Genomic DNA, 18,920 nt, shown 5'->3' on the forward strand with positions numbered 1-18,920 from the left:
CAATGCAACCGCCGAGCCGGCGCTGAGTTCCATGTTTGCTGCGAGGAAACGAAGATTGTCCGCCGGCTGAACACCCGGACTTGCTTCAATGCAAGCACACAACGCGTGGTCGCTTGCTGCTGTGCCGGAACCGTGACGAAGGGCCGCGAGAGATGCCGGGAGCTACGCGCTCTCGAGCGTCGGCGCGACCTCGCGTGCGACCTGCACCAAGGCTGCGATCAACGGCGTCATCGGATCGCGCTGCGGGATCACGAGGCCAATGCTGTAGTCCACGACCGGATCGACGATCGGAATGCTGCGCACGGCATCGGCAAGGCCGAGCGTCTCGGCGAGCTTGGCCGGCATCACACTGGCCCAGCGGCCGGTCTTCACATGGGTGTAGAGCACGAGCAGCGAATTCGACGTCAGCGTCGGCGTCGCCTCCGCGCCGACCGAGGTCAGCGCGCGATCGATGATGCGGCGGTTCTGCATGTCGGGCGTGAGCAGACAGAGCGGCACGGTGCCGACTTCCTTCCACGTCACCTGGTTGCGGTCGCCGAACATCGCATCCGGCGCCGTCAGCAAGCGATAGCTCTCATTGTAGAGCGGGATGGTGCGGACCTTGCCGATCGGCTCGTTCTCGATATAGGTCAGCCCGGCATCGACCTCGAGATTCTCGAGCAGGCCGAGTACGTCGGCCGACGTGCAGGACTGAATCCGGAACCGCACATCGGGATGGCGCGCCCGGAACGGCGTGGTCAGCGAGGCCACCATGCCGAGTGCGGTCGGGATCGCCGCGATCCGGATCTCGCCCGACAGCTTGTCCTTGAGGCTGTTGATCTCCTGCTTCATCGCGCGCGCATCGCCGACGATGCGCCGCGCCCAGTCCAGCGTCCGCTCCCCTTCCGGCGTGAAGCCCTGGAAGCGGGATCCGCGCTGCACCAGCATGACGCCGAGGATCTCCTCGAGCTGCTTGAGACTGGTCGACATCGTCGGCTGGGTGACGCCGCAGGCCTCCGCGGCCCGGCCGAAATGCCGCTCCTTGGCCAGCGCCAGCAGAAGTTCCAGCTTGTCGATCAAGGTTCAAATCCCTTCGGAAAACGGCGCCCCAAGTGGCAGCCCAACACGTCCATAGGTAGCACGATCGAGGTGCGATCCCGAAATCCAAAGCGCCGCGGAAGTGCGTGATTCCAGAACATTATTACGATTCGGGATCGTCCCATTCGGCGACGCTATTAATCGCGTTTCGCAATCGCCGCATGAGACAGCTTTATTGATGTTTCGAAGGATTCCAACTCTCATGTGCGAAGCAAAAAACAGATCGTGAGAAGCGCTGATGACGGTGGGATACGAACCTTGGGACAAGGCGCGCGGCGCTGAAATCATCGCCGAGCATGCCGGGCTTGAAGGCGCCACGCTGGTGATCCTGCACGCGCTGCAGGAGGCCTTCGGCTACGTGCCCGAGCCCGCGATCCCGATGGTGGCGGAGGCGCTCAATTTGTCGCGCGCCGAGGTGCATGGCGTGTTCACCTTCTACCATGATTTCCGGAAGCAACCTGCCGGACGCCACGTCCTCAAGCTGTGCCGCGCCGAGGCCTGCCAGGCCGCCGGCGGCGACCGGCTTGCGGCGCGCGCGGAAGCCAGGCTCGGCGTTGCCCTCGGCAATACCACGGCGGATGACCGCGTGACGCTGGAGCCGATCTACTGCCTCGGGCTGTGCGCCACCGCGCCGTCGGCAATGCTGGACGGCCGGGTGGTCGGCCGGCTCGATGAAGCGCGGATCGACGCGCTGGTCGCGGAGGCACAGCGATGACGATGCGAATCTTCATCGCCCGCGATGCCGGCGCGGTCGCCGTCGGCGCCGACGATGTCGCCCTCGCCTTCGAGCAGGCCGCAGCAGGGCGCGGCACGCCGCTCGAGATCGTCAGGACCGGTTCGCGCGGCCTCTATTGGCTGGAGCCGATGGTCGAACTGGCGACCGCACAAGGCCGTGTCGCGTTCGGCCCGGTGACGCCGGCGGACGTTCCGTCTCTATTCGATGCGATGGCCGGCAATGGCCAGCATGCGCTGCGGCTTGGTGTCACGGACGAGATTCCCTGGCTGAAGCGCCAGGCCCGGCTGACCTTCGCCCGCTGCGGCGTGATCGATCCGCGCTCGGTCGACGACTACCGCGCCCATGGCGGCTACAAGGGCCTGGAGCGGGCGCTGACGCTGACCTCCGACCAGATCCTCGCCGACGTCACCACCTCAGGCCTGCGCGGCCGCGGCGGCGCCGGCTTTCCCACCGGCATCAAGTGGAAGACCGTGGCGCAGGCCGGCGCCGACCGCAAATACATCGTCTGCAACGCCGACGAAGGCGACAGCGGCACCTTCGCCGATCGCATGATCATGGAAGGCGACCCCTTCGTCGTGATCGAGGGTATGACGATCGCAGGTATCACGGTAGGCGCCACCAAGGGCTACATCTACATCCGCTCGGAATATCCGCACGCGGTCGAAGCGATGAACGCGGCGATCGTGGCGGCCCGCCGCGCCGGCGTGCTCGGCAAGCGTATCGGCGGCTCCGCCCATGAGTTCGATCTCGAGGTGCGGGTCGGCGCCGGTGCCTATGTCTGCGGCGAAGAGACCTCGCTGCTGGAAAGCCTCGAGGGCCGCCGCGGCATCGTGCGGGCCAAGCCGCCGCTGCCTGCGCATAAGGGCCTGTTCGGCCGCCCGAGCGTGATCAACAACGTGCTGTCGTTCGCGGCGATCCCCTTCATCCTCGACAACGGCGCCAAGGCCTACGCCGATTTCGGCATGGGCCGCTCGCGGGGCACGATGCCGATCCAGCTCGCCGGCAACATCAAATATGGTGGGCTGTTCGAGACCGCCTTCGGCGTCACCCTCGGCGAACTCGTCGACGAGATCGGCGGCGGCACCTTCAGCGGACGCGAGGTGCGCGCGGTGCAGGTCGGCGGCCCGCTCGGGGCGTACTTCCCCCGCGCGCTGTTCGACACACCGTTCGACTATGAGGCGTTCGCCGCGCGCGACGGCCTGATCGGCCATGGCGGGATCGTGGTGTTCGACGACAGCGTCGACATGGCGAAGCAGGCCCGCTTTGCGATGGAATTCTGCGCGGTCGAATCCTGCGGCAAGTGCACGCCGTGCCGGATCGGCTCGACCCGCGGCGTCGAGACCATCAACAAGATCATCAATGGCGAGCGCGTGGCGGAAAACCTCGCGGTTGTCGAAGACCTCTGCAACACCATGAAATTCGGCTCGCTGTGCGCACTCGGCGGCTTCACGCCCTACCCCGTGATGAGCGCATTGAAACACTTCCGGGAAGATTTCGGCGGAGATTTGGGTCCCGCACCGGCCCACCTGCAGGCCGCGGAATAGCAAGGAAATTACGATGTCGCTGATCCAGGAAACCGATTTCGGCACGCCCAAATCCAAATCCGAGACGATGGTCACGCTGACCATCGACGGCAATCAGATCACAGTGCCCGAGGGCACCTCGATCATGCGCGCGGCGATGGAAGCCGGCACCCAGATTCCAAAGCTCTGCGCGACCGACATGGTCGACGCCTTCGGCTCCTGCCGGCTCTGCCTCGTCGAGATCGAGGGCCGCGCCGGCACGCCGGCCTCCTGCACGACGCCGGTCATGCCCGGCCTCGTCGTGCATACCCAGAGCGAGCGGCTGAAGAAGCTGCGCAAGGGCGTGATGGAGCTCTACATCTCCGACCACCCGCTGGACTGCCTGACCTGCGCCGCGAACGGCGACTGCGAATTGCAGGACATGGCGGGCGCGGTCGGCCTGCGCGACGTGCGTTACGGTTATGAAGGTGAGAACCACGTCTTCGCCAAATCGCACGGCTGCGAAAACGACAACTGGATGCCGAAGGACGAGTCGAATCCGTACTTCACCTACGACCCCTCGAAGTGCATCGTCTGCTCGCGCTGCGTCCGCGCCTGCGAGGAGGTACAAGGCACCTTCGCGCTGACGATCTCCGGACGCGGCTTCGACAGCCGCGTCTCGCCCGGCATGAACGAAAGCTTCCTCGGCTCGGAATGCGTGTCCTGCGGCGCCTGCGTGCAGGCCTGCCCGACCGCGACGCTGACCGAGAAATCCGTGATCGAGATCGGCCAGCCCGAACACTCGGTCGTCACTACCTGCGCCTATTGCGGCGTCGGCTGCTCCTTCAAGGCGGAGATGCGCGGCGAGGAAGTGGTTCGCATGGTGCCGTGGAAGGACGGCAAGGCCAACCGCGGCCATTCCTGCGTCAAGGGCCGCTTCGCCTGGGGTTACACCACCCACAAGGAGCGCATCCTGAAGCCGATGATCCGCGAGCGGATCGAGGATCCCTGGCAGGAAGTGTCGTGGGACGAAGCCTTGAATTTCGCCGCCGCGAAATTCAAGGGCATCCAGCAGAAATACGGCCGCGACGCGGTCGGCGGCATCACCTCGTCACGCTGCACCAATGAAGAAACCTATCTGGTGCAGAAGCTGATCCGCGCCGGCTTCGGCAACAACAATGTCGACACCTGCGCCCGCGTCTGCCATTCGCCGACCGGCTACGGCCTGTCGCAAACCTTTGGAACTTCAGCGGGCACGCAGGATTTCGATTCGGTGGAGGACACCGACGTCGTGCTGATCATCGGCGCCAATCCGGCCTCGGCTCATCCGGTGTTCGCCTCGCGGCTGAAGAAGCGGCTGCGCCAGGGCGCCAGGCTGATCGTGATCGATCCGCGCCGCACCGAGATGGTGGAATCGCCGCATGTGAAGGCGCTGCATCTGCCCTTAATGCCCGGCACCAACGTCGCCGTGCTCACTGCGCTTGCCCATGTCATCGTCACCGAAGGGCTCGTCGACGAGGCTTTCGTGCGCGAGCGCTGCGACTGGAGCGAGTTTCAGGACTGGGCGGCTTTCGTCGCCGATCCCAAGCACAGCCCGGAAGCCACCGCGATCATGACCGGCGTCGATCCGAGGGATCTGCGCGAGGCGGCGCGGGTCTACGCCACCGGCGGCAACGGCGCGATCTATTACGGGCTCGGCGTCACCGAGCACAGCCAGGGCTCGACCACGGTGATCGCGATCGCCAACCTCGCGATGGCGACCGGCAATATCGGCCGGCCCGGCGTCGGCGTGAACCCGCTGCGCGGCCAGAACAACGTGCAGGGCTCCTGCGACATGGGCTCGTTCCCGCACGAGCTGCCCGGCTACCGCCACATCGCCGGCGATGCGGTGCGCGAGCAGTTCGAGGCGATGTGGAACGTCAAGCTCAACAACGAGCCGGGTCTGCGCATCCCGAACATGTTCGACGCCGCCATCGAAGGCAGCTTCATGGGGCTCTACGTGCAGGGCGAGGACATCCTGCAGTCCGATCCGAACACCAAACATGTGGTGGCGGCGCTGTCGGCGATGGAATGCGTGATCGTCCACGATCTCTTCCTGAACGAGACTGCGAACTACGCCCACGTCTTCCTGCCCGGCTCGACCTTCCTGGAGAAAGACGGTACCTTCACCAACGCCGAACGCCGCATCCAGCGCGTCCGCAAGGTGATGACACCGCTCAACGGCTATGCCGACTGGGAAGTGACGATCATGCTCGGCAAGGCGATGGGCTTCGAGATGAACTACGCCCATCCATCCGAGATCATGGACGAGATTGCCGCGCTGACGCCGACCTTCGCGGGCGTCTCCTATGCCCGGCTCGACGAGCTCGGCTCGGTGCAGTGGCCCTGCAACGAAAAGGCGCCGGAAGGCACCCCGGTGATGCATATCGGCGGCTTCGTGCGCGGCAAGGGCAAGTTCATCCTCACCGAATATATCGCGACCGACGAACGCACCGGCCCGCGCTACCCGCTGCTGCTCACCACCGGCCGCATCCTCAGCCAGTACAATGTCGGCGCGCAGACCCGCCGCACCGAGAACGTGGTGTGGCACGCCGAGGACCGGCTGGAGATCCATCCGCATGACGCCGAGCAGCGCGGCGTCCGCGACGGCGACTGGGTGCGGCTGGCGAGCCGCGCCGGCGAGACCACGCTGCGTGCCGAGATCACCGACCGCGTGGCGCCGGGCGTGGTCTACACCACGTTCCACCACCCTGACACCCAGGCCAACGTCATCACGACCGACTTCTCGGACTGGGCCACCAACTGTCCCGAGTACAAGGTCACCGCCGTGCAGATCTCGCCGTCGAACGGTCCGTCCGACTGGCAGAAGGCCTATGACGAGCAGGCACGCCACTCCCGCCGCATCGCGCCGGTGGTGGAGGCCGCGGAGTAACGATGCGCGAGCCCGTCCACCAATCGAGGCGGAAAGTCTGGCGCGACGGCGTCTTCAGCGACGGCGCGCGCCTGATCCCGGAAGAGACGCCGCTCGCGCTGACCTATAATGGCGGCACCTACGCCGTGATGATGGGCTCGCCCGAGGACCTCGGCGACTTCGCCGTCGGCTTCAGCCTGAGCGAAGGCATCGTGCAAGCGGCCGACGAGATCGAGACCCTCGACATCGTCGAGCTCGATGACGGCATCGAGCTTCGGATGTGGCTCAGGCCTGACAGGGCCGAGCGGATCGCCGAGCGGCGGCGCAACATCGCCGGCCCGACCGGCTGCGGCCTGTGCGGGCTCGATTCCATCAGCGAGGCGGTCCGGCCGACCGCGGTGGTGCAAGCGGGCCGCGCCTTCTCGCCGCGCGAGATCATGGCCGCGGTGGCGGCGGTCGCGCCGCTGCAGGAGATCAACCACCAGACCCGCGCCGTGCACGCCGCGGCGTTCTGGACGGCCGCACGCGACATCGTGGCGCTGCGCGAGGATGTCGGCCGCCACAATGCGCTCGACAAGCTCGCCGGCGCGCTGGCCCGCGACAAGGTGGTCGCGAGCGAAGGCATGGTGCTGCTGACCAGCCGCGTTTCGGTCGAAATGGTGCAGAAGACCGCCGCGATCGGCGCGCCGCTGATCGCCGCAGTGTCGGCGCCGACCGCGCTTGCGGTGCGGATGGCGGATGCCGCCGGCATCACGCTCGCCGCGATCGCCCGCGCCGATGGATTTGAAATCTTTACGCATCCGGAACGCGTCACAGGCGCGGTGCCCGGCAAGGAGTCCGCCTATGTCGTCGCCTGACAAACTGGTCTATATGGCGAACCAGATCGGAAAGTTCTTCCACAGCCAGGGCCACGACCGCGCCGTGCAGGGCATTTCCGAGCACATCTGGAAGTTCTGGGATCCGCGGATGCGCAAGCAGATCTTCGCCCATCTCGACGCCGGCGGCACCGGCCTCGATCCCGACGTCCGCGATGCCTTGCAGAAGCTGAAGCAGCAGGCGTAGGCAGCCGCGCCCTGCGCTATCACCGTCACCCTCCTGCTCTATCACCCGTCGCTCCCGCGCAAAGGCTTCGCCTTTGCGCGGGGATGACGGGTCGAGCATCGCAGTCGGATCAGCCCCCGCCCACGATCGTGTTGAAGACGCGGCGCACCTCGCTCTGGGTCTCGCGCAGGCGCGCTTCCAGTGCGGAGAAATCCGGCGTGTCCCCGGCCCGTGCCATCACGCGCAGCAGGTCTTCGCCCGCGGTCTCCGGATTGAACTTGCCGGTGACGCAGAGCCGCAGGATCTGCGTCAGGTCATGATAGAGCCGCGCCGCCGAGCGCAGGATCTCGGCCTCGGACTGGCCGAGCAGGCCGAGCTTGGCGGCATTGTCGAGCACCTGCAGCGTGGAGACGCTGAGAATTTCCGGCTTCACCGCGGCATGCGCGAGCTGGAGATATTGCGCGATGAAATCGATGTCGACGAGCCCGCCGGCGGCGAGCTTGAGATCCCAGACGTCGTCCTCGCCCTTCTCCAGCGCGATCGCGCGCCGCATATCGGCAACGTCGGCCGCGGTCGACGCCGCATCGCGCGGCCGGGTCAGCACGCTGCGGATGATCGCCTCGATCTTCTCGCGGAACTCAGGCGACGACGAGATCACGCGGGCGCGGGTCAGCGCCATGTGCTCCCAGGTCCACGCCTCGCGCTCCTGGTAGTCGGCAAATGAATCGATCCGCGAGGCGACCGGACCGGCGCGCCCCGACGGACGCAGCCGCATGTCGACCTCGTAGAGCACGCCGTAATTGGTCCGGGTCGTGAAGGCGCTGATCAGGCGCTGGGTGAATCGGGCAAAATACTGCGCGCCGTGTAGCGAGCGTTCTCCGTCGGAATCCGGTGCCTCGCTGTCGAAATCGTACAGCAGGATCAGATCGAGGTCGGAGGACGCCGTCATCTCGCGGCTGCCGAGCCGGCCCATCGCGACGATCGCGGTCTCCTGCCCCTTGATCCGGCCATATTGCGCGGCGAACTGGTCGGTGACGAGGCCGTGCACGGTGTGCACGATGCCCTCGGCCACATCGGCAAAGGCGGTGCTGGCGTGCTGCGCCGACACCGTTCCGGACAGGATCCGCGTGCCGATCAGGAACAGACTCTCCTGGCCGAACAATCGCAGACGATCGAGAAAATCCTCGTAGGACGACGCATCCTGCAGCGTGGCGGCGAGCCGCGCCGACAATTCCTTCTTGTCCGGCATCGCGCCGAAGAAGCGCGGATCGACCAGGCCGTCCATGATCTGCGGCTGCCGCGCCAGCATGTCGCCGAGCCGCGGTGCCGCGCCGAGGATCAGCGCCACCAGCGCGACGAAATCGCGGTTCTGGCTGAGCAGCGAGATCAGCCGCCCGCCCCGCTGCAGCGCGCCGAGGAAACGGTCGAACGCCGCCACCGAATCATCAGGCTCCTCGGCATGCGCGAGGCCGTCGATCAGGCCGGGAATGAACTCCAGGAACGCGGCACGCGTCGCCTCGACGCGCAGCGCGCGATAATCGCCCTCGATCCACTGCTGCACGGTGCCGGCAACCGCGATCGGCTTCTTGAAGCCGAGATTGGCGAGATGCTCGATCAGGCGGGCATCCTCGGGCCCGGCGCCGTAGTCGATATCCGGCAGCTTCGCGGTGCCGGTCGGATCGTCGCCCTCGAACAGCTTGCCATAGTGGTTCTGCACGATCTTGAGCTGGCCGAGCAGGTCCCTGGCGAAGGCCTCGCGATTCTCGTAGCCGAAGAAATGCGCAAAGCGCTCGACGTCCTCAGGCGCTTCGGGCAGCGAGTGGGTCTGCTCGTCGGCGATCATCTGCAGCCGGTGCTCGACCCGACGCAGGAATTCATAGGCCGTCGTCAGCTCGTCGCGCGCCTCAAACGTGATCCAGTTGCTGTTGGCGAGCACGTTGAGCGCCTCCAGCGTCGGCCGCACCCGCAACTCCGGATGGCGGCCGCCGGCGATCAGCTGCTGGGTCTGGGCGAAGAACTCGATCTCGCGGATGCCGCCGCGGCCGACCTTGACGTTATGGCCCTCGACCGAGATCTCGCTCTGGCCGCGATAGGTCTGCATCTGCCGCTTCATGTCGTGGACATCGGCAAGCGCGGCAAAATCCAGATGCTTGCGCCAGACGAACGGCGCGAGCTCGGCGATCAGCGCCTCGCCGGCCTTGGGATCGCCGGCGCAGGGCCGCGCCTTGATCATCGCGGCGCGCTCCCAGGTGCGCCCCTCGCGCTCGTAATAATGCAGCGCCGCGTCGGTCGAGATCGCGACCTGGGTCGAGGCCGGGTCCGGCCGCAGCCTGAGATCGACCCGGAACACGTAGCCGTCGCCCGAGCGCTGCTGCAGCATCCGCGCCATCGCCTGGGTGACGCGCACGAAGAACGGCTGCGGCTCGATGTCCTCGGCGAGCGAGGTGGCCGCGCGATCGAAGAACACGATCAGGTCGATGTCGCTGGAATAGTTCAGCTCTCCAGCCCCCATCTTGCCCATCGCAAGCACGATCAGGCCCGAACCTGCCTCGGGGTGATCGGGATCGGCGGCGGTCATCCTGCCGCGGGCCACTTCCTGCCGGAACAAATATCGCAGCGCCGATTGCACCGAATTCACCGCGATGTCGGTCAGTGCCGCCGTCACCCGCATCACGGGCCAGACGCCGCCGATGTCGCACAGGGCGATCATCAGCGCGGCCTCAGCCTTCATGCGGCGAAGCAGAACCATCACGTCGGCCTCGCTGCCGGCGGCGAGCACCTCGCGCGACGTCGTCTCGATCAGGCCGGCAAGATGCGGCTCCGGGTCGCATGACAGGATCCGGATCAGCCGCGCGGCGTCGGCGCGGGCGAGCTCGAACAAATAGGGCGAGAACTCGGCGATGCCGCGCAGGATGTCCCGTGCGAACGGATGTTCGAGCAATGCGTTGAGCGCAGCCGATTGCGCCGGCTCGAGCTCGGCGAACCAGTCGGTCAGGCGCTGATCGGCGGATACGGGCGCGGCGACACGCGGTCCGTCCGCGAACCGCGCGGCCAGACGATGTCGATCCGCGTTTCCCGGCGCGGCGGCATTCATGCCGCCTTCTGTGGCACATCCTGCGTTTGAGCCGCAAGCCTGTCACTGCCGCCCGCCCGGGCGGGCAGCACCAGGGTGGCGACCAGCCCCGGATGGGCGTCGCCGAGCCTGAGCTCACCGCCATGAAGCGTGGCGACCGCCGAGGCCAGGCTGAGGCCGAGACCGGAACCGGGTAAGGTGCGGCTCGCCTCGAGCCGGACGAAGCGCTCGACCGCGTGCTTGCGGTCGGCCTCGGGAATGCCCGGACCGTGGTCGGTGACGCTGAGCAGAACCTGGTCGCCCTCGCGCCGCGCCTCGATCAGGATCTCCCGCGCATCCGCATTGAGCGGCTGCACGCTCGCGTCGGGCTTGCCGTATTTGATGGCATTCTCGACCAGGTTGGCGACCGCCTGGCTGATCAATTCGCGGTTGCCGTGAATCGGCGCCGGCACAGTCTTCACCTGCAGCGTCATGCCGTCGTCCTCGGCCAGCGGCTCGTACAGTTCGTGGATGCCGTTGGCGACATCGGCGCCGTCGAAATCGTCCATGTTGCCGCGCGCCTGGCCGGACTCGGCACGCGCGATCATCAAAAGGGCGTTGAAGGTGCGGATCAGCCCGTCGGATTCCTCGATGGTCCGCTCCAGTGCCGCGCGATAGTCGGCCTCGCAGCCCGACCGCGCCAGCGCCTCCTCGGCGCGGTTGCGCAGTCGTGTCAGCGGCGTCTTGAGGTCATGGGCGATGTTGTCGGAGACCTCCTTCAGCCCCGTCATCAGCGCCTCGATGCGCTCGAGCATGGCGTTGAGATTTTCCGCCAGGCGATCGAGCTCGTCGCCGCTGCGGCCGACCGGCAGCCGGCCGGACAGATCGCCGGCCATGATGCGCTTGGTGGTTCCGGTCATGGCGTCGATCCGGTGCAGCACGCGACGGGCGACGAAGATACCGCCGCCGATGCCGAGCACGACGACGACGAGGATCGACCATTGCGCGGCCTTGGCGACGATGCCGAACAGCCGCCGCCGTTCCTCGAGGTCGCGCCCGACCAGCAGGCGGAAGCCGTTGTCCATCTGGGTGACCCGCACCAGCGCGCGGTGATCGGTCCTGTCCTGGTCGTCGAGCCGGCGATAGGCGGTCTCGGTCCAGCCCTGCGTGCTCATCACGCCCGGGGCCAGCGCGCCGACATTACCGGCGAGCATCTGCCCGTTCGGCGCCGTCACCAGATAGAGGTTGGCGCCCGGCCGCAGCGCACGATTGCCCATGGTGCCCAGCAGGCCGCGCAGGCCGCGGCGGTTGTAGATGTCGGTGATCTCGCTGATCTCGACGTTGACCGTCGTCGTGATCTGCTCGGTGATCAGCCGCCGCGTGTTCCAGGCGAAGTAAGCCAGCAGCGAGGCCGCGAACAGCGCGAACAGGAACAGGTAGACCAGCGTCAGCCGAAACGCCGTGGTCCGGATCAGTTTACCGAATGCCGTCACGAATCATATACCCCGCGCCGCGGATGGTATGCAGCAGCGGCCGCTCAAAACCCTTGTCGATCTTGGAGCGCAGCCGCGAGATGTGGACGTCGATGACGTTGGTCTGCGGATCGAAATGATAATCCCAGACGTTCTCGAGCAGCATGGTGCGCGTCACCACCTGCCCGGCATGCTTCATGAGATATTCTAGCAGGCGGAACTCGCGCGGCTGCAAGGTCAGCTCGTCCTTGCCGCGGGCGACACGGTGCGACAGCCGGTCGAGCTCGAGGTCGCCGACCCGGTAGGTCGTCTCCTCGGCCGGGCCGACATTGCGCCGCGACAGCACCTCGACGCGTGCCAGCAGCTCGGCGAAGGAATAGGGTTTCGGCAGGTAGTCGTCGCCGCCGGCGCGCAGGCCTTTGATGCGGTCATCGACCTGGCCGAGCGCCGAGAGGATCAGCACCGGCGTCCGGTTGCCCTTGTCGCGCAGGCTGCCGATCAGCGACAGGCCGTCACGCTTCGGCAGCATACGATCCACAACCAGCACGTCGTAGTCGCCGGTCTCGGCCATCGACAGCCCTTCCTCGCCATCGGAGGCGAGATCGGCGATATAGCCGACTTCGCGGAATGCCTTGACCAGATAGTCGGCTGACTCACGGTCGTCTTCGATGATCAGGATGCGCATTTGCGGAGCGATTGCGGTCACGGGAATTGGCCCTCTATCAGCATGACGCGGCCGGCCTGCACATGCAAGACGACCGCGCATATTCTCGATTGCTTGAAAAAAGTGGGCGGTGAAGCTGGGGGACCTCACCGCCCTGAGACCTTCCGACAGAGGGGGGCATATTCCATCGAAAGGCAACGTAGGGAGCGAGCAAGGGGCCCGCCCCCCGGAAAGCGCCGTCGGCGGGGGCGACTGATGCCGGCGACGCTTTCCAACTCATAGATAGTTATCCCTTCGCCAGCGGCACTGCCACAAAGCGCGACGAACCGCCGCTCTTCACGCGCATGAGAACACTGTTCTTGCTGTCATTGCGCGCCGCGGTGATCGCATCACGCACCTCACCGGCGGTGCCGACCGACTTGCCGGCGACCTCGAGGATCACGTCGCCTTCCTTGAAGCCCCGCTCGGCGGCAGCACTCTTGGGATCGACTTCGGTCACGACCACGCCTTCCTTGCCGGCGCCGGCCACGCTGTTGGCGGGCGCCACGGTGAGGCCGAGCTTCGGCACGTCGGTGCCGCGGGACGAGTTGCCCTTGTCGCTCTTGTCGGTGTCAGCCTTGGCTTCCAGGTTGTTCGGCAGCTGGCCGAGCGTGAGGTTGACGGTCTTGTCCTGACCCTTGTGCAGCACGTTCAGCTTCACGGCGTTGCCGGGCGCGAGGCCGCCGATGGTGCGGGCGAGCTCGCGCGCATCCTTCACCGGCTCGCCATTGACGGCGGTGATGACGTCGCCGGACTCGATGCCGGCCTTGGCCGCGGGGCCGTTGGCCTGCGGTTCGGCAACCAGCGCGCCTTCGGCCTTCTTCATGCCGAGGCTGTCGGCGATGTCGGAGGTCACCGGCTGGATCTGGACGCCGATCCAGCCACGGCTGACCGCGCCCTTGTCCTTCAGCTGGGCGACGACGCTCTTGACGGTCTGGGCCGGGATCGAGAACGCGATGCCGACGCTGCCGCCGGACGGCGAGTAGATCGCCGTGTTGACGCCCATCACCTCACCGGACACGTCGAACGCCGGGCCACCCGAATTGCCCTTGTTCACGGGCGCATCGATCTGGATGAAATCGTCATACGGGCCGTTGCCGATGTCGCGGCCGGAGGCCGAGACGATGCCCGCGGTCACGGTGCCGCCGAGGCCGAACGGATTGCCGACCGCCAGCACCCAGTCGCCGATGCGCGGCTTGGAGTCGGACAGCTTGGCAAACTGGAAGTTGGAGCCGCCCTCGACCTTGATCAGCGCGAGGTCGGTGCGCGGATCGGTGCCGATCACCTTGGCGGAATAGGTCTTGCCGTCGTCGGTGGTGACTTCGACCTTGTCGGCGCCGTCGACCACGTGGTTGTTCGTCACGGCAAAGCCGTCAGCCGAGATGAAGAAGCCGGAGCCCTGGCCCGTCACCACGCCACCGCCACGCGGTCCACCGCGCAGACCCGGGGGCAAGCCATCGGGACCGCCGAAGCGGCGGAAGAAGCGCTCCATCGGCGAGCCCGGCTGGAACGGCGAATCGTCATTGTTGCTGTCATCCTTCGCGACCTTCTCGCGAATGTTGACCTTGACCGAGATCACCGACGGCTTGACGCGCTCGACGATGTCGGCAAACCCGACCGGCTGCTGGACCTTCTTGACCTCGTTGTTGACCTGCGCATGCGCGGGCGTCGTGAACAGGTCGGCGGGGTTGTGCGAGGGGCTGAAGCCGTAGGTGGCGGCACCGAGGCCGGCCACGACCGACGCCATCAGCGCGAGTTTGCGGGCAGAGAACAGCGAGCGCTTCGGCGCCTTGTAGGACGGAAGGGTCGAGAGGTCGGGACGGTCGGTCATGTCTTGAAATCTCCAGGGCCAGAATCATTGGTGCCGGGGGCGAGCACCTGATGCGTCTGAACATGGGGTCATCAGCCTTACAGCGCGCTGGATGCGGAATTAAACTTTGGTAATTGAGCGGGCCGCCGCTGCGGCAGAATAGCGCAGGTAAATAAAGGACTTAAAAGGGAACTAAAGCGGCTTGTCCGGCGCGGATTCCGCCGCCAGCAGCCGTTTCAGGCGCGCCTGCTCGTCGGACGTCAGTCCGGCGGCGGAATCGCCCCCGCCGGCGGCCAGATTTGCCTTGCGCCGGCCGAGCCGCCAGAGCGCAAAACCGCCCAGCAGCAGCGCCAGCGGCGGGGTCAGCCACAGCAGCAGCGTGTGCTCGTTGAGGCGCGGCTTGAGCAGCACGAATTCGCCGTAGCGGGCCACCAGGAAATCGATCACCTGGCGGTCGCTGTCGCCGGCCGAGATGCGTTCACGCACCAAAAGACGGAGGTCGCGCGCCAAGGGCGCCTCCGAATCGTCGATCGACTGGTTCTGACAGACCATGCAGCGCAACTCTTTGGAGAGCTCGCGCGCCCTCGCCTCCTTGGCCGGGTCCGCCATGATCTCGTCGGGCAGCACCGCCCGCGCGGGCATCGCGCCGAGCACCAGGCTCGCTCCAAGCACGACCGCTGCCAGCGCGCGCGACCGCATCACTCGGCCGCCTGCAAGGCGCGCGCCGCCGATTTGGCCGGTTTCGGCGCACCGACCCGCAAGCGGCGATCGGACAGCGACAGCAGGCCGCCGAACGCCATCAGCACCGGTCCCCACCAGATCATCAGCACCAGCGGCTTGTGATAGATGCGCACCGCGATCGCGCCGTCGGCCGAGGTATCGCCGAGCGAGATGTAGAGCTGGCTTGCGCCGCGCGTCATCAGCGCGGCCTCGGTCGTCGAGGCGCCGCGCGTCGTGAAGTTGCGCTTCGAGGGCGTCATGACGCTGACCTTCTCGCCGTCACGCGTCACGGTGAATTGCGCGACCATCTCGCGGAAGTTCGGACCCTGCCGCGGGTTCAGGCCGTCGAGCCGCAACTGGTAGCCGGCGACGCGGGCGACGTCGTCCGGCTTCATCGCGCCGATATATTCGCTGTTCCAGGTGGTCTCGCAGACGATCCCGATCAGCGCGACGCCGAGACCGGCATGCGCAAACGCAGTCCCCCAGGTCGCACGCGGCAACCCGCGCGCGCGGCGCAGCGAGAGCGACAGCGGAATCCGGAACAGCGCGATGCGCTCGGCGAGATCGCACAGCGCGCCCATGATCACGAACACCGCAAGCGCAATCGCGAGCGGCGCCAGGGTCGCGCCGCCATAGGTCCATGCAAATACCAGCGCCATCGCAACCAGCGCGACGATGCCGGCCAGCATCAGCCGCTGCGCCGCGCCGAGCAGATCGCCGCGCTTCCAGGCCAGCAGCGGTCCGAATGGGACTGCGAGCAGCAGCGGCACGAACAGCGGCGCGAAGGTGAAATTGAAGAACGGCGCGCCGACCGAGATCTTCTCGCCGGTCAGGACCTCAAGCGCCAGCGGATACAGCGTGCCGATGAACACGGTCGCGCAGGCGGTGGTGAGCAGCAGATTGTTGAGCACCAGCGCGCCCTCGCGCGAGATCGGCGCGAACAGCCCGCCCTGCTTGAGCGCCGGCGCGCGCCAGGCGTACAGCGACAGGCTGCCGCCGATGAAGACGAACAGGATCAGCAGGATGAACACGCCGCGCGTCGGATCGGTCGCGAAGGCATGGACCGACGTGAGCACGCCGGAGCGCACCAGGAAGGTGCCGAGCAGCGACAGCGAGAAGGTCAGGATCGAGAGCAGGACGGTCCAGACCTTCAGCGCGTTGCGCTTCTCCATCACCAGCGCCGAATGCAGCAGCGCGGTGCCGGCAAGCCACGGCATCAGCGAGGCGTTCTCGACCGGATCCCAGAACCACCAGCCGCCCCAGCCGAGCTCGTAATAGGCCCAGTAGGAGCCCATTGCGATGCCGAGCGTCAGGAAGATCCACGCCATCAGCGTCCACGGCCGCACCCAGCGCGCCCAGGCGGCGTCGATCCGTCCCTCGAGCAGCGCTGCCACCGCGAACGAGAACGAGATCGAGAAGCCGACATAGCCGAGATAGAGCATCGGCGGATGTACCGCGAGGCCGATATCCTGCAGCACCGGATTGAGGTCGCGGCCTTCCAGCGGCGGATTGGCGATGCGCAGGAACGGGTTCGAGGTGATCAGGATGAACAGATAGAACGCGCTCGCGACCCAGGCCTGCACCGCCAGCACGTGCGCACGCAGCGACAGCGGCAGATTGTTGCCGAAGGCCGCGACGAGGCCGCCGAACAGCGCCAGGATCGACACCCACAGCAGCATCGATCCTTCATGATTGCCCCAGACGCCGGTGACCTTGTAGAGCAGCGGCTTCAGCGAATGCGAATTCTCGTAGACATTGGCGACCGAGAAATCCGAGGTCACGTGCAGAGTCACCAGCGCCGCGAACGACGCCGCGACGAACAGCAACTGGGCGAGCGCGGTCGAACGCGCGACGTTCATCAGCGCCGCATCGCGCCAGCGCGCGCCGACGATCGGCACGATGGACTGGATCAACGCCAGCCCGAGCGCGAGCACCAGGGCGTAATGTCCACTTTCAGCAATCACCGCACGGCTCCCTGGGTCGGCGCCGCGGAGGCGCTCGGCGTATTGCTTGATTTGGCGCCGTAATCGTCCTTCCAGTGGCCCTGCTTCTTCAAGGCGTCGGCGACGTCCTTCGGCATGTAGGTCTCGTCATGCTTGGCGAGCACGGTGTCGGCGCGGAACACGCCGTTGGCGTCGAGCGCGCCTTCGGCAACCACGCCCTGCCCCTCGCGGAACAGATCCGGCAGGATGCCCTTGTAGGCGACCGGCAGCGTCGCGCCGCCGTCGCCGACGGTGAAGGTCACGGCGAGATTGTCGCCGCGCTTCAGCGAGCCCTGTTCCACCAGGCCGCCGAGGCGGAAACGCTTGCCCGGACCGAGATGCTTTTCGGCGACCATCGACGGCGTCGAGAAGAACACGATGGAATCGCGCAGCGCGTTCAGCACCAGGCCCGCGGCGATCGCCAGCACGACGAGCGCGCAGCCGATCAGTGTCAAACGCCGTTGTTTCCTGGTCATGGTCCATCCTTGCGCATGACATGCTCCGAAAACCGCTGCGCACTTTTCGGCGTCATCCGTTATCCATCCAGCCCGAGATTCTTCAGCCCCTCATTGAGCTGACGCAACCGGTCCGCATCGTTGGCGACCGCCTGACGGGCATCCGCGAGCGCGCTCATCGCCTTGTCGCGGTCGCCCATCACGAGATAGGCGCGGACCAGCCGCAGCCAGCCTTCGACGTCGTCGCCATTGGTCTTCAGCCGCGTCGCCAGCCGATCGACCATGCCTTTGATCATGGTGCCGCGATCGGCCTCGCTCATGTCCCTGGCCGCAGCCACCGCACTGTCCGGCAGCGCCGGTGCGCTGACGCCACCGGGTGCGCTGACGCCGCCGGCCGAGCTGGCGCCGCCGACCCGCCCGAGCGCGGCCTGCACCAGCGGCCGCCACGGCGCGTCCGCCGGCGCCTTCGCCAGCATCTTCTGCCAGAGCGCCGCGGCGTCGGCCTTGCGGCCGTCCTGCTCGGCGGCAAGGCCGAGGAAATAGTTCGCCTTGGCATCGTCGCCATTCAGCGCGACCGCGCGCTCGAACTCCGCCTTGGCGTCCGCGGTGACGACGCCGCCGGCAGTCCCCATCAGCGCCTCGCCGAGATCGGCGCGGCGATCGGCGCTGTCGCCGGCATAGGTGATGGCGTTGCGATAGGCGCGGACGGCGTCATCGTAGCGGCCGAGCCGCGACAGCACCGGCGCCAGCACCGTCCAGCCGCGGCCGTCGGTCGGGTTCTTTTCGAGATGCGCCTCGACCTGCGCGACCAGATTGGCGAGCGGCTGATTGGCGTCGGCCAAGCGGCTGCGCTCGGCGAGCGGGAAGTCGCCGAGGCGCGGCGAGCCGAGCGCGAGATAGAAGCCCGAGGCAATCACCGGCAATCCGACCAGGCCGACGATCGCGGCAGCGCGCCGCAGATTGAGGCTGCCTTGCACCGGGGTCTCACGTCCGCTCTGATCGGCGGCGGCCAGCAGCCGGCGGCTGATCTCGACCCGCGCGGCATCGGCCTCGGCGGCGCCGATGATGCCGGCGGCCATGTCGCGGTCGATTTCGGCGAGCTGGTCGCGGTAGACCACGACCTCGCTGCCGCCGGTATCCGCGCGCCCGCGCCGGCTGAGCGGCCATAGCACGGCAAAGATCGCCGCGACCGTCATCAGCGCGAACACAAACCACAGCGTCATCAAGCGGTTCCCGGATGGAACGGCGGCTTCCGGCAAGCCGCCTTAGAATCGCTTTACACTACCGGCGGCGAGCCCGGCAATTGACAATTACTGGATCGACCGAAGGTCGAAATCAGGCGGTTTCCGGTGCAATTCCGGCGGAATTGCACCGGAGTCTCCTGGCGAAGGCACGCGCGACCAAAATATCGAAAACAACCCCATGCAAAGGCGCAGGCTTCCGCCGGCGCTCGATTGAC

14 protein-coding genes are annotated in these 18,920 nt (G+C 66.8%); 5 read left to right on the top strand and 9 right to left on the bottom strand.

Features of this window, described 5'->3' with window-relative positions; all coding sequences use genetic code 11:
• Positions 1-162: 162 nt before the first annotated feature.
• Positions 163-1,059 (bottom strand): LysR family transcriptional regulator, encoded by an 897-nt coding sequence (locus tag E2I15_RS13390; RefSeq protein WP_137476364.1) that lies wholly within the window; start codon positions 1,057-1,059, stop codon positions 163-165.
• A gap of 256 nt (positions 1,060-1,315) precedes the next feature.
• On the opposite strand from E2I15_RS13390, the gene E2I15_RS13395 reads away from it, so the two are divergent.
• The 5 genes from E2I15_RS13395 to E2I15_RS13415 are packed head-to-tail and all read left to right on the top strand — an operon-like array spanning position 1,316 to position 7,288.
• On the top strand, positions 1,316-1,792 hold the full coding sequence (locus E2I15_RS13395; RefSeq protein ID WP_137476365.1) for a formate dehydrogenase subunit gamma: 477 nt from the start codon (positions 1,316-1,318) through the stop codon (positions 1,790-1,792).
• Positions 1,789-3,357, top strand: coding sequence for a formate dehydrogenase beta subunit (locus E2I15_RS13400; RefSeq protein ID WP_137476366.1), 1,569 nt, complete (start codon positions 1,789-1,791; stop codon positions 3,355-3,357). Before E2I15_RS13395 ends, E2I15_RS13400 begins: the two co-directional genes overlap by 4 nt.
• Before the next feature lie 13 nt (positions 3,358-3,370).
• Positions 3,371-6,247 (top strand): formate dehydrogenase subunit alpha, encoded by a 2,877-nt coding sequence (gene fdhF, locus E2I15_RS13405; protein ID WP_137476367.1) that lies wholly within the window; start codon positions 3,371-3,373, stop codon positions 6,245-6,247.
• Between the two features lie 2 nt (positions 6,248-6,249).
• Positions 6,250-7,083 (top strand): formate dehydrogenase accessory sulfurtransferase FdhD, encoded by an 834-nt coding sequence (gene fdhD, locus E2I15_RS13410; protein ID WP_137476368.1) that lies wholly within the window; start codon positions 6,250-6,252, stop codon positions 7,081-7,083.
• Positions 7,070-7,288 (top strand): formate dehydrogenase subunit delta, encoded by a 219-nt coding sequence (locus E2I15_RS13415; RefSeq protein ID WP_137476369.1) that lies wholly within the window; start codon positions 7,070-7,072, stop codon positions 7,286-7,288. Before fdhD ends, E2I15_RS13415 begins: the two co-directional genes overlap by 14 nt.
• A 109-nt stretch (positions 7,289-7,397) precedes the next feature.
• Here the strand turns inward: E2I15_RS13415 and E2I15_RS13420 are convergent, their stop codons facing one another.
• From E2I15_RS13420 to ccmI, 8 genes are all read right to left on the bottom strand, one after another.
• A complete protein-coding gene (locus E2I15_RS13420) occupies positions 7,398-10,361 on the bottom strand; it encodes a bifunctional [glutamine synthetase] adenylyltransferase/[glutamine synthetase]-adenylyl-L-tyrosine phosphorylase (RefSeq protein WP_137476370.1) in 2,964 nt (987 codons plus the stop codon).
• Positions 10,358-11,812, bottom strand: coding sequence for a sensor histidine kinase (locus E2I15_RS13425; protein WP_137476371.1), 1,455 nt, complete (start codon positions 11,810-11,812; stop codon positions 10,358-10,360). Before E2I15_RS13425 ends, E2I15_RS13420 begins: the two co-directional genes overlap by 4 nt.
• Complete coding sequence (locus E2I15_RS13430) at positions 11,796-12,476, bottom strand: response regulator transcription factor (protein WP_016842329.1); 681 nt, start codon at positions 12,474-12,476, stop codon at positions 11,796-11,798. Before E2I15_RS13430 ends, E2I15_RS13425 begins: the two co-directional genes overlap by 17 nt.
• 265 nt (positions 12,477-12,741) lie before the next feature.
• Positions 12,742-14,325: a Do family serine endopeptidase gene (locus tag E2I15_RS13435; RefSeq protein ID WP_050387038.1), complete on the bottom strand. Its 1,584-nt coding sequence runs from the start codon at positions 14,323-14,325 to the stop codon at positions 12,742-12,744.
• Between the two features lie 171 nt (positions 14,326-14,496).
• Complete coding sequence (locus E2I15_RS13440) at positions 14,497-15,003, bottom strand: cytochrome c-type biogenesis protein (protein WP_137476372.1); 507 nt, start codon at positions 15,001-15,003, stop codon at positions 14,497-14,499.
• Positions 15,003-16,988 (bottom strand): heme lyase CcmF/NrfE family subunit, encoded by a 1,986-nt coding sequence (locus E2I15_RS13445; protein ID WP_137476373.1) that lies wholly within the window; start codon positions 16,986-16,988, stop codon positions 15,003-15,005. Before E2I15_RS13445 ends, E2I15_RS13440 begins: the two co-directional genes overlap by 1 nt.
• On the bottom strand, positions 16,985-17,482 hold the full coding sequence (ccmE, locus tag E2I15_RS13450; RefSeq protein WP_038382192.1) for a cytochrome c maturation protein CcmE: 498 nt from the start codon (positions 17,480-17,482) through the stop codon (positions 16,985-16,987). The genes E2I15_RS13445 and ccmE overlap by 4 nt, the downstream gene beginning before the upstream one ends.
• Positions 17,483-17,541: 59 nt before the next feature.
• Entirely contained in the window at positions 17,542-18,684 is a 1,143-nt protein-coding gene (ccmI, locus tag E2I15_RS13455) for a c-type cytochrome biogenesis protein CcmI (protein WP_137476374.1), read from the bottom strand.
• Positions 18,685-18,920: the final 236 nt, after the last annotated feature.

This window comes from Bradyrhizobium sp. BR2003, assembly GCF_009720285.1.
In the GTDB taxonomy this organism is placed as follows: domain Bacteria; phylum Pseudomonadota; class Alphaproteobacteria; order Rhizobiales; family Xanthobacteraceae; genus Bradyrhizobium; species Bradyrhizobium elkanii.